10 protein-coding genes are annotated in these 12,249 nt (G+C 44.6%); 2 read left to right on the top strand and 8 right to left on the bottom strand.

All coding sequences use genetic code 11. From position 1 onward, the window contains the following. Positions 1-45: 45 nt before the first annotated feature. Positions 46-1,002, bottom strand: a complete 957-nt coding sequence (locus B5X77_RS06570) for a M23 family metallopeptidase (protein WP_079506364.1) — start codon at positions 1,000-1,002, stop codon at positions 46-48. A gap of 186 nt (positions 1,003-1,188) precedes the next feature. Between B5X77_RS06570 and B5X77_RS06565 the strand changes: the two genes are divergently transcribed. Both B5X77_RS06565 and B5X77_RS06560 read left to right on the top strand, forming a co-directional pair. Further along, positions 1,189-1,623 (top strand): VanZ family protein, encoded by a 435-nt coding sequence (locus B5X77_RS06565; protein WP_079506362.1) that lies wholly within the window; start codon positions 1,189-1,191, stop codon positions 1,621-1,623. Between the two features lie 363 nt (positions 1,624-1,986). After that, positions 1,987-2,976 carry a nuclease-related domain-containing protein gene (locus tag B5X77_RS06560; RefSeq protein WP_079506360.1) on the top strand — a complete coding sequence of 330 codons (990 nt, stop codon included), beginning with the start codon at positions 1,987-1,989 and terminating at the stop codon, positions 2,974-2,976. 91 nt (positions 2,977-3,067) lie between these two features. Here B5X77_RS06560 and spoIID read toward each other — a convergent pair whose 3' ends face one another. From spoIID to nuoL, 7 genes are all read right to left on the bottom strand, one after another. Continuing rightward, on the bottom strand, positions 3,068-4,096 hold the full coding sequence (gene spoIID / locus B5X77_RS06555; protein WP_079506358.1) for a stage II sporulation protein D: 1,029 nt from the start codon (positions 4,094-4,096) through the stop codon (positions 3,068-3,070). A 396-nt stretch (positions 4,097-4,492) separates the two neighbouring features. Beyond that, complete coding sequence (gene murA, locus B5X77_RS06550) at positions 4,493-5,800, bottom strand: UDP-N-acetylglucosamine 1-carboxyvinyltransferase (RefSeq protein WP_079506356.1); 1,308 nt, start codon at positions 5,798-5,800, stop codon at positions 4,493-4,495. A gap of 32 nt (positions 5,801-5,832) precedes the next feature. After that, positions 5,833-6,552 carry a YwmB family TATA-box binding protein gene (locus tag B5X77_RS06545; protein WP_079506354.1) on the bottom strand — a complete coding sequence of 240 codons (720 nt, stop codon included), beginning with the start codon at positions 6,550-6,552 and terminating at the stop codon, positions 5,833-5,835. 242 nt (positions 6,553-6,794) lie between these two features. After that, entirely contained in the window at positions 6,795-7,031 is a 237-nt protein-coding gene (locus B5X77_RS06540) for a DUF1146 family protein (RefSeq protein WP_079506352.1), read from the bottom strand. A gap of 273 nt (positions 7,032-7,304) precedes the next feature. Further along, positions 7,305-8,825 carry an NADH-quinone oxidoreductase subunit NuoN gene (gene nuoN, locus B5X77_RS06535; RefSeq protein ID WP_079506350.1) on the bottom strand — a complete coding sequence of 507 codons (1,521 nt, stop codon included), beginning with the start codon at positions 8,823-8,825 and terminating at the stop codon, positions 7,305-7,307. A gap of 6 nt (positions 8,826-8,831) precedes the next feature. Then, positions 8,832-10,352, bottom strand: a complete 1,521-nt coding sequence (locus tag B5X77_RS06530) for an NADH-quinone oxidoreductase subunit M (protein ID WP_079506348.1) — start codon at positions 10,350-10,352, stop codon at positions 8,832-8,834. Continuing rightward, positions 10,352-12,214: an NADH-quinone oxidoreductase subunit L gene (gene nuoL, locus B5X77_RS06525; protein ID WP_079506346.1), complete on the bottom strand. Its 1,863-nt coding sequence runs from the start codon at positions 12,212-12,214 to the stop codon at positions 10,352-10,354. The genes B5X77_RS06530 and nuoL overlap by 1 nt, the downstream gene beginning before the upstream one ends. Positions 12,215-12,249 lie beyond the last annotated feature (35 nt).

The raw sequence follows: 12,249 nt of genomic DNA, 5'->3' as shown, positions 1-12,249 counted from the left end.
AACCCGCCTTTAAAGTTAGACGGGTTCCGAAATTTTCGATTTTTATTATGAGTTGGTTGAAGTATCGGAGTCAGTTGAAGAATCTTCTTCGCCTGCACCTTTATCTTCGTCTTGTCCAGCATCTTCTTTTTTATCAGAGCCATCATCGGCAGGCTTTTCTTCCGAAGGAGTCGTTCCCTCTACGCCTTCTTTAGATGGAGTTGTTCCCTCTACACCCTCTTCAGATGGAGCGGACCCTTCAGCATCTTCCTCAGCCGCCTCTTCTGATTTTCCTGCATCTGCGTCAGATGAAGCCTTCTCTTCTGTTACATTGGCTTCCTGCAACGAGCTTAATGGCTTGTTGAAGTACTCATGCGGATTGACAGGGACATTGTCCTTACGGATTTCAAAGTGTACGTGGTTGCCAGCCTTTTCATTGATCAGGCTTGTTCCGGACTTCGCAATGACTTGTCCTTGCTCAACCTCGTCGCCAACCTTAACTTTGTAGTCTTTTACTGACTGATATTGTGTTACAATACCTTTGTCGTGCTCGACTTCAATGACATTTCCAAGTACAGCATCTTCCATGACATTCTTGACAGTACCGCTAAGTGATGCGATTACATCGAATTCCTTGCCGTCTTTAGCTGCAATGTCGAGTCCAGTGTTCGGATGGTAAGTATTATCATAGAACACTAGAGCTGCTTCTTGCTCTGCCGCGTCACCGTCATTCTCATAGAATCCCATTTGGATGACAGCATCGTCTTCATTCACCACTGGCATTACAAAGTTCTCCATCGCGCGGTTAACTTCAACTGCTGGCTGTTCATTCATCTTTTTGCCAGGCATGTCAGTCGCTTTGTAGTCCGACTGATTAAGGTCGCTACCGCTGTTTTGATACCAAAGGACACCAGTTAGAATGATTGCGGCACTAGCAATATAAACTGTTGGATACACCCACCGCTTCTTGAAAAAGCTGTTCTTGCTTTTGTCTTGAGAAGATCTTTTTTCTTCCTCTCTCATTTTCATCACCTCAGCAATCAGTTTGAACAGAAGCGAAAAAATATATACATAGAGTTGAAAAAATTTTACTGCTTATTTTTCGACAAAGGTGAGAGTTTTATGCAAAAAAGTTTTTTAAAGTGTAAAACACCGATATGTATGGACAGCACCCCCAGTTGAGTTACTACTATAAAGTGAGGTTTTACCATGAAAAAGTTATCAGTTTGGCTTTTAAGAATTCTTCCGCTTGCCTATATGGCGGCGATCTGGATTATGTCCAGCAATCCATCCGATGCCCTGGTCGAACTCCCGAATCAGGGAATTGACCGCTTTATAAAAGAATCGCTCCATCTCGTTGAATTCGGGATTTTGTATGTGCTGCTCGTCCTGGCGGCGTTGACGACCGCGCGCTTTACACCTGTTATGAGTTTTGCCTTTATGGGTGTGGCGATTTTGTACGGATTGCTCGACGAGATCCATCAAAGCTTCGTCCCGGCCCGATCAGCCACCGTGATTGATTTTATAAAAGACGTAATCGGAGTTTTAGCGGCCTCCCATTTCATCCACCACGCATACTTCAGCGGCAAGTTCCCGCGACTGGGAAGGGTGTTGCGGAGGATTGAGGAGAGAGTTCGGGGATAGAGGGGCTTAGGGCAGTGAGTTGATTCAGTATTATAGTTAGGCTTATTTTAAAGATGGTTATTAGTTACGGTTTTTTAGGGGCTGGCCTTGTTATTGAGGCTGGCTTTTTTATTTTATACGAGGCATCTGCACTTTTTTGAGGGCGTAAGAGCCCAACCGGGAATAAATGCAATGTAACGGGGAATAAAAACGCTCCAACCGGCAATAAAATCAATGCAACCGGGAATATATTGCTCCCAACCGGGAATATCCTTTGAAACGTTAAATCCGACACAAAAATTTCCTAATTAAACGTGTAAAACAGTAGGTATTTTGTATCCATAGAAGAATTATGTATTCAAAACAATTAAGGAAGTGACAAAATTGATTGAAAAAGAAAGAACATATCCAATCCGGCTTCTCATGTACGAGGCTTTAATGGAAAGAATCTTACCCAACCATCCAAAAAAGCAATTAATTGAACAAGATTACAAAGCCTGGCGTGCTGGTTTTAAAGGTGAGCTGCAAACGGATTACCGTTTAAGTTTTCTCCCTGAAAAGGGTTTCCATATCTTTCGGGATTTACGTCTTCTAGATGAAAAATGGCATTTCCAAATTGATACCCTCATTTTAACTCTTCGTTATATCCTTCTAATTGAAACGAAAGCCTATTCCGGCACCCTTTTCTTTGACAAACAATCTGAACAAATGATTCAAACGAAGGATGGTCAAGAAAAAACATACGATAATCCTATTAACCAGGTCCGAATGCAAGCCTGGCATTTGAGAAGATGGCTGAATAACCATAAATTCAGTGTTCCTCCCATCTACCATCTTGTTGCCATCAGTAATCCCTCTACTATAATCAAGGTAAGTGACCGGTCTCTGAATAACTTGATAGTAAAAGGAGATATATTATTAAGTCGCATTCTTCAAATCGATGAAACCATTTCAAATCCAAGTTTTACTGATAAAGAAGTAAAAAAGCTATCCCGGTCACTTTTAAAGAATCATTCTCCACACCATCCTGATATTCTAAAACAGTATTCCCTAACCCCAGACGACCTTCAAAAAGGTGTTCAATGTCCCTCTTGTTTTTCATATGGAATGTTGCGTGAGAAATGGACTTGGAGTTGTCCTGTATGTGGTGATAGGTCCAAAACAGCTCACCATAAAAGTTTAAAAGAATTTTTCCTTTTAATTAGCCCTGATATTAAAAACCAATCATGCAGAGAGTTTTGTATTGGGGTTTCAACCAAGACAGCGAGTCACTTGCTATCTTCCATGAACCTTCCCCACACAGGCACCAAAAAAGGCCGCATCTACCACATGCCTCCTGACATCGAAACATTCTTCGATCCCGCGAAAAAATAACATCTATATTGATTCCGCGAAGAAATAAAACTCAGAAGCTGCACCGATTCGCGTTAAAAAGCCAGGGCGTATTTTCGCCCTGGCCAGGTAATTACTTTTTAGCCGTCACCTTAGTAAGCATACTATCCGCCTCACTAATCTCAACGCCTTTATAGTAGTGTTTGACGATGTCTTGATAGTTCTTTCCTTCGGTGGCCATGCCGTTGGCTCCGTACTGGCTCATTCCGACGCCGTGGCCGAAGCCTTCGGTTGTGATGACGACGTTTCCGCCTTTTAGCTCCCAGCTAAAGTCGCTTGAGCGCAGGCCCAGTTTATCACGCACTTCTTTTCCCGTTAGTACTTTACCTCCGATATCGATTTTGGCGACCCGGTTCCCAGTGGTCCTGGAGATGACCTTCCCTAATGTAGTTGAGTTCGGGAGCTTTACGCCGAGCTTGGATTCCACCTGGGCTACAGTCAGTACGGTCTGGCTGCGGAATTTCGGGGACTGCAGATCCCATGGACTTTCTACGCTGCGCAAATACGGAAGCGAGTTTGACCAGTATTCCTCTGAGTTTTCAGTAAAACCGTTTGATGTCGAAAAGAAAGTGGCGTCAATTGGTGAGCCTTCATATGTCAGTACCTGGCCGTCAGTTGCTTTTACGGCTTCGGCGATTTTCTTCATCTTCCATTTATAGTCGACGCCCCACTGCTTTTTCAGTTCTTCCTTATTTTTAAATACCTGATGGATTTCGGTATCATTCAGCTGCGCACCTTCAGGGACTCCCACTTTATTCGGGATCAGCATTTGTCTTACATAATAAGTCCTCGCTGACAGTGCCTGTGCCTTGAGTGCCTCAAGCTCGAACTCGGCTGGCATCTCCGCAGCAACGACACCAATTAAGTATTCATTTAGTGGAAGCTTCTCGATTTTTGACAGTGCTGTCCGGTAAACAGCCACCTCGATCGCTGAATCTGCTGTTGGCATAGCGGCAGCCTCCTTAGTATCATTTTGCAGCTCTTCGCCAAGCTTCCCGCCTGCCTTTTCTTCCATAAAAGGGAGGACCAGCAAGGAAGGAATCAAGAGTGTGACAGCGAAAAGGATTGTAGCTAGTACGATGATTGGTTTGAATTTTAACATAAAAAAGCCTCCATTATGAAATTATTACGGGACGACAACCGTCTCATTCCATTCATATGGAGGCGGACAAGCTTTTATGACAGAAATTGAAAAAGCTCGCCATTTGTATATTTTCTTTCATGATGCTCATAATAAGCCGGTCGAAATTGGACAGTTATTTTTAAAAGGCTGTTTTCGTAAAGATGGTTGTTAAAGTCGGTTTAAAAATGATAAAAGCCATTTTACAAGTCGGTACTAAGTTTGCAAGCTTTTTTCTCTCTTAAAAAGCGTCAATAAGAGTCCATCCTATTTTGAAATCAATACCAACAAAGCTTGAGAAAAGATTCCTTAAAAAATCAAAAAACCGCAGAACTATACGTTAAAAGCACAATTCTCCGGTTTATTGAGTAACATTATTTATGCGTTCATGTCTGAGACTAATTTTTCAGTTACTGGCTGTTCTTCTACTTCACTGATGCGTTCGATGTCAGCGCCCAATGCTGCAAGCTTGTGATGGAAGTCAACATAACCGCGGTCAAGGTGATACAACTCTGTCACGCGTGTCACGCCATCTGCTACAAGGCCAGTCAGGATCAGTGATGCTGCAGCACGCAAGTCAGTTGCTGCCACTTCTGCTCCCTGGAGGTCAGATGGTCCGTTCATGATGACAGAACGTCCATCGATTTTGATGTTGGCGTTCATGCGGCGGAATTCTTCCACGTGCATGAAGCGGTTTTCGAAAACAGTTTCGGTGATCATGCTTGTTCCCTGTGCGCGCAATAGCAAGGCCATCATCTGGGATTGCATATCCGTCGGGAAGCCAGGGTGCGGCATTGTCTTGATGTCAACTGCTTTCAATTTTTCAGGCCCAATGACACGAAGGCCGTCTTCTTCTTCAATGATCGTAACGCCCATTTCTTCCATCTTGGCAACCAATGAAGAAAGATGCTCTGGAACAGCGCCTTTTACTAGCACGTTTCCGCCAGTGATGGCAGACGCAACCATGAATGTTCCTGCTTCAATACGGTCAGGAATGATGTTGTGGTCAGCTCCAAACAGTACTTCAACGCCTTCGATCTTGATTGTTCCAGTTCCTGCGCCTTTTACCTGTGCTCCCATCTTGTTCAGGAAGTTGGCAAGGTCGACGATTTCTGGTTCTTTTGCGACGTTTTCAATGATTGTTGTACCTTTTGCAAGTACAGCAGCCATCATGATATTTTCCGTAGCGCCAACGCTAGGGAAATCAAGGTATATTTTAGCTCCGTGCAGACCATCAACTGCTTCGGCTTCGATAAAACCGTTACCTACCTTGACTGTTGCACCCATTGCTTCAAAACCTTTAAGGTGCTGGTCGATAGGACGGGAACCGATTGCACAGCCGCCTGGTAATGCTACGCGAGCACGGCCATTCCTGGCAAGCAGGGATCCCATTACTAATACAGAAGCACGCATTTTACGAACATACTCAAAAGGTGCTTCTATTTTTAACTCTCTGGATGCATCTACTGTAATTGTGTTATTTTCAAACTCCACTACGGCGTTTAAAGAACGTAATACTTCGTTGATGGTATATACATCGGAGAGAGTTGGCACATCACGAATTACGCTTTTTCCGTCACTTGCTAATAATGTTGCAGCGATAACAGGCAAGACGGCATTCTTAGCTCCTTCAACCTTTACAGAACCGCTTAGCCTTTGTCCGCCGCGGACGATGATTTTTTCCAAGTGTATTCCCCTCCGCGTCCAATTTCTCTATATTAATATTCAATCGTTATGATGGGTGTGCCAACTACAAGGGTAGTCTTTGCGCCCAATCGTTCAGTTTTCCGTAATCCAAGCTGCATATTCATGTCATGTTCATTGCTCAGTGATTTGTCGAACATAGGCGAAACAGCGGAAGAGGAAATAAATGATTCTTCTGCCAACCCTTCAACTTCACGAGCGTTAAATGCCTTCAGCAATTTACTTTTGTAAACAGGTAAAGCCGATTTTATCTTATCATTGATTTCGCCTTCAACACAAGAGAAAGTTGTGGCATTTCCGCGAAAAATGTCAAATATTCTGCCTGGTAAACTTTGGTTTAAAAAAGTTTCTGTATTTTTATTCCAGAGCTGACCTCTGACCTCATACATCACATACGTATGTACCTGGCCGTTTGTGTCGGTAGAAACCATTTTAATTTTTTCCTGTATCTCAGGAGAATCCAACACGGCTGTGAGTTCTCCATTGCTTCCTGACCATGTCCAATCCGGAAGCTGGACCTTAAGTTCTTTTACCAATGCTTCGACATTTTCTTGTTCCAGTGTTTCCCTTGCATATACAGACCAACCAGTGATCAAAATATTTTCGTCCTGTAAAACCGAGGCCAGAGTTTTAATATCATGATCCGCGTCAGCTACAGTCGTCTTATTCCCAGCTTGGAGCACAATAAAACCAATAATGCCAATAATTGATAAAATAAATGGAATCTTCTTCATATGTCTGTCACTCTCCCCTTATTACCATTCTTACCAGGAGAGCGAATCACATACTTGGGAATTCTCGTCACTTTTTGACATCATTCTATGTACCAACTTTGCCGGGTGTTCACCGTTTGTGAAAAAATAAACATGCTTGCGCAAAAAAACAAACACAAAGAGAATTGTAACTAAAATCCACTGTTTTGAAAACATGTATGAAGACCTAATTTTTTACCAATATGGGTACGAATTAACAGCATTTATTGAAAAATCATCGGAAGCTGTTGTGACCATTGGAGGTAATCAAGGAAGAAATTACTGACCGTGGATCCTAGTGCGATGGAAACGAGAATGTATAAAACCCGGGCTTGAAGAACATGATTCCCCCTGAGCAGTTTATCAAACTGGAGCGCCTGAAGAGCCCACCATGCAACCGCGATAAAAACCAGATGTGTCAGAATGCTGGTCACTGCAAAGCCGCCAAAACTTGTTAGCATAAACTGTCCCTCCCTCATCCTCTTATTCTACCATAAAGATAATGATTATCCTTCTTATAGACGTATTACTTTCGAAAAAGTTTCGTTTAATTTTTAAAATAAAAAACCGGCCTGCTTAAATCGCAGGCCAGCCTGATTTACCCCTTTTTCACATGAATAGATTTTCCCCAAAATCCGGACATGATTATGTGCTTTTCGAACTTATTATAATGCTCTATTGGTTATACCCAATTGGTATTTACAATGTGCGAAACAACAAGTTTACGAAAGAGTTTATCTCATAAAATCGACAAACTGGTTAAAATTCGTGTGCATGAAGTCGATTGCCAGGTTTGGCATGACTCCGAACAAGATTGTTCCGATTACTGCAACGATGATCACCACTGTTGTTCCTGCTGGCAGCTTGATTTTTTCATCGCTTGCTGCCGGGCGGAAGAACAATTGCGTCATGACCCCGAAGTAGTAGAAATAGGATACGACGGTTGTTGCGATCATGATTGATACAAGCACATAATGTGCCTGATCGACCATCAACGCGCCCATGAAAATGTTCAGCTTACCGATAAAACCTGCTGTACCCGGGATTCCTGCGAGTGACAGGATGAAGATTCCCATACCAACTGCGAGCAGAGGCGAGCGTCGGTAAAGCCCGGCAAAATGGCTGATGTCCTCTGAACCGGTTTTAGCTGTGATCACCTGAATCACGGCAAATGCGCCAAGGTTCATAAACACGTATGCAAGCAGGTAAAACCAGATGGCATCAAAGGTCACGAATGACATTGCTGTCAGGGCGACCAGGATGTAACCTGCATGCGCAATACTTGAATACGCGAACATGCGCTTGATATTTCGCTGCCTTAAGGCGATGACGTTACCGATGATCATCGTGGCTCCTGCAAGGAAAGCAATGTAATCCTGTACGGCGAATAGCAGCGGAATTGGCTGCCCTTCTTCCTGGGCGACCGGCACGTATCCGAAGATCGATAACAGAATGCGCAGGATGATGACAAAACCAGCCGTTTTAGAGACTACGCTCAAGAACGCCGTCACTGGAGTCGGAGCTCCTTCATATACATCAGGTGCCCACATATGGAATGGAGCAGTTGCCAGCTTGAATGACAGGCCGACAAAAATCATTAAGAATGCCAGTCCCAGAATGTAAATATGCTGAGGGTCATTAAGCCCTCCAAAGACTTGGGCGATTCCTTTTAAATTTGTAGTTCCGGCAATCCCGAACACATAGCTCATGCCGAACAAGGTGATCGCAGATGAAATACCGCCATTCAGGACGTATTTCATTGCTGATTCGTTCGATTTCAGGTTGCGCTTGCGCATCCCTGCAAGGATGTAAGACGGAATGGACAGCAATTCAAGACCGACGAACAAAGTAATCAAGTCCCCGCTTGAAGCCATGAACATCGTACCAAGTAATGCAGTCAGGAACAGGTAGAAGAATTCTCCCTTATATTCCTGCAAACCATCAGTAGCCCTGAAGTCGATGGCTAAAAGCATGACAAGTGCGGCTCCAACAAGGAGAATCAGCTTGAACGCAATTGCGAATGAATCGAGCCTGAAGGTATCATATAAAATTGAAGTCGTATCAGTACCTATCAAAGTTACCAATGAAATCAGCGCAAACACCACACCGGCAAATCCGACCCAGCCAAGGATTTTTCGGTCGACATGCTTTGGCATGAATAAATCAGCGACTGATAAAAGAGCTATAATTCCAAGGATGATGAATTCCGGAGTCATCGTCCCCCAATCAAATGATAGAAGTGTATCTAGATCCATCCTTCATCACCCCCCTATTCCCATCATGATAGTCTCTAATGTTGCCTGAAGCGGTTCACTGAGAACAGCTGGATATACACCGATCAGTACGATTAAGCCGATGAGGACCAATACTGGCGCCCATTCAAATGAACGGATATCGCTCACTCCGACGAATTCACGCTCCGCATTTCCATAAGTGATCGCCAGTACTGCGCGCAGCAGGTAAACAGCTGTCATGATAATGCCCAGTGTACCGACCGCTGCAAGGATAGGCATTTCTTCGAACAAGCCGAGGAATGCCATGAATTCGCTGACGAACCCTGACATACCAGGAAGTCCAAGAGAAGCCATCGCTCCTGCAAGCAGGAAGCCTGATGCAATTGGCATTCCCTTTGCCATTCCGCCCAGATTTCCAAGAGTTGTCGTATGCGTACGTTCATACAGCACACCGACCAGGAAGAACAATAATGCCGAAATCAGACCATGTGATACGACCTGGAAGATTGCTCCCTGAATTCCTGCTTCATTTAATGCTCCAAGTCCGATTAAAACGATCCCCATATGGGAAATAGAAGAGTAGGCAAGGACCATTTTAAAATCTGTCTGGATAAAAGCAAGGAATGCTCCGTATAGCAGGTTAATTACACCCAATACCGCAAGCAGCACTGCCAGATCCGCGAACTGTTCCGGGAAGATTCCCATCCCGAAGCGGATCAAACCGAAAGCACCAATCTTAAGCAGGATCCCTGAGTGGATCATGACGATTGATGGCGGCGCTTCAACGTGTACGCGAAGCATCCAGCTGTGGAGCGGGAAGATTGGCAATTTCACGCCGAAAGCCACTAGCAATGCAATCAATAATCCCATTTTCAAAGATTCAGAAACAGGTGCGAACATTGGCGCGTTCTCTGTGTTCATCATGACTTTCAGCATTTCAATATTTGAAGTGCCTGTTCTTGAAAATAACACCATGATGACGATCAGCAGGATGGCTGACCCAAGTCCGTTATAAATCAAGAAGCTGTATGCAGCCTTTTCTCTCTCGTAATAGCCCCATTTTCCAATCAGGAAAAACATTGGGATCAAAGTAATTTCAAAGAAAAGGAAGAACAAGATCAAGTTTTGTGCTGTAAACACGCCGAGCATCCCGATTTCGAGAAGCAGGAACAGCATGTAGTAGCCTTTCCATTCTTTTTTGATATGGAAGGATGCAATCGCCGCGAGAGTAGCGATCACTGCAGTAAGTACAACCATGATCAAACCAAATCCATCGATGCCGAGTTCGTAGTTCACTGTGAACATGCCCGATTGCTCTGCGCCCTGGCCGCCAAATTGGATCCAGCGGAATTTTTCCGAAAAATTAGCAAGGTCATTGCCGCCTCGATACGAAAAGTAAGCGATCAGCGCAAGGATCAACGATGGCAGTGTTGCCAAAACGCCAAGCATTTTGATACCTGATTCATTCGCCTTTGGCATGAAAGCCAGCAGCAGGATTCCTAGTAAAGGGGAGAATACCAGTAAGGTAAGAAAATAGTTGAAATCCATTATAAATACCCCCCTGTTAGCGCATAGATGACAATCAGGACTGCAAGGCCGACAAAGGCAATTGTGCCATAGGTCTGCACCTGGCCGTTCTGGATTTTCGCACCTGTTTTGCCAAGCCCCTGAACCGTTGCTGTTGTCAGCTTAACTAGACCCTCAACAACGAAGAGTTCGATGAATCGAAGGAACAAGCTGACTGCCTTCGCGCCAAACACGATGCTTTGATTGTAAAATTCATCGATATAATACTTGTTTTTCACGATACCATACGCAATTGGAGCTCTGCTTGACAGCCAATCGCGTGAAATGGACTTCTTGCTGTACATCATCCATGCAAGCAAAATACCCAGCAAGGACACAGCTGTTGCGACAATCATGATCCAGCCCGGGCCTTCGATATGTCCGTGGCCAAGTGCTTCATTGCCTTCAACGAGCCAGTCGCCAAGGAAAGTGCCGAACCAAGGTGTATTCACGTAACCAGCAACAACTGCCAGGACAGCAAGGACAACCATCGGCAAGGTCATGACGGATGGTGATTCATGAACATTCTTCATTTCGCTGCGGGCTTCACCTGAGAAGACCATGAAGAACAGGCGGAACATATAGAATGCTGTGAAGAACGCTGCAATCACTGCGAGCCAGAATAGGCCATAATTACCATGAGCCCATGCAGCGATCAAAATTTCATCTTTACTGAAAAAGCCTGAGAACAATGGGACACCACTTATGGCCAGCGTTCCGATCAGGAACAATGGTCCAGTGAACGAAAGCTTTTTCCAAAGCCCGCCCATTTTTTCGATATCCTGAGTATGTACAGCATGGATGACGCTGCCTGCTGCAAGGAACAACAACGCTTTGAAGAAAGCGTGGGTCATTAAGTGGAATACTCCGGCAACATAACCCGCAGAACCCAATGCGAGCATCATATAGCCAAGCTGGCTGACAGTGGAGAACGCAAGCACTCGCTTGATGTCAGTCTGGACAAGGCCGATTGTTGCTGCAAAAATCGCTGTGAACGCTCCAATGATCGCTACCGTCAGCATCGCTGTCTCACTCGCATTGAACAGCGGGAACAGTGAAGCGACCAAGTATACACCTGCCGCAACCATTGTCGCTGCGTGGATCAATGCGGAAACCGGTGTTGGACCTTCCATCGCGTCAGGAAGCCATGTGTGAAGCGGGAACTGGCCTGATTTACCGACTGCTCCGATAAAAATCAGGATTGCAGTAAGGGTAATCATGGTTCCGGAAATCGCGCCTTCTTCAACTGCTGCGAAAATCTCATCATATTCAAAGCTGCCAGTTTGCCAGAATAAGAGAATCATCCCAATCAGCAGCCCGACATCCCCGATACGAGTCATAATAAAGGCTTTCTTTGCAGCCGCTTTGGCGCTTTCTTTGTAAAAATAAAATCCGATCAGCAGGAATGAGCCTACACCGACCAATTCCCAGAAAATATAGGTCTGCAAAAGATTCGGTGAGATTACGAGACCAAGCATTGCAAAAGTAAAAAGTCCAAGATAAGCATAAAAAACCGGGAATCGCTCATCACCATGCATATATCCTTTTGAATAGGTATGTACAAGGAAGCTGACAAGAGATACGATTACCAGCATCAATGCATTTAATTGATTTACTTCAAAACCCGCAGTAAGTTCCAGATTCCCTATCGTGAGCCAAACGGCTTCAGCTTTGTGTGTCGGGCCGTCCAGGCGCTCCAGGAGCACGAGGATGGAGTAGACAAGTGAGGCTAGCGTCGCAAGGATACCCACGAATGCGCTCGCTTCTTTAAGCTTTTTTCCGAACAGCAGAAGGAATAGAAAGGATACAAGCGGGAACAGCGGAATGAGCCAAGCATTCTCCATTAATATCACAATCCCCTTTTTTGAACGCGCGTGTA

It is taken from the genome of Mesobacillus jeotgali (genome assembly GCF_900166585.1).
Classification (GTDB): Bacteria; Bacillota; Bacilli; order Bacillales; family Cytobacillaceae; genus Mesobacillus; species Mesobacillus jeotgali_A.
This window is presented reverse-complemented; position numbering and strand designations above follow the sequence as displayed.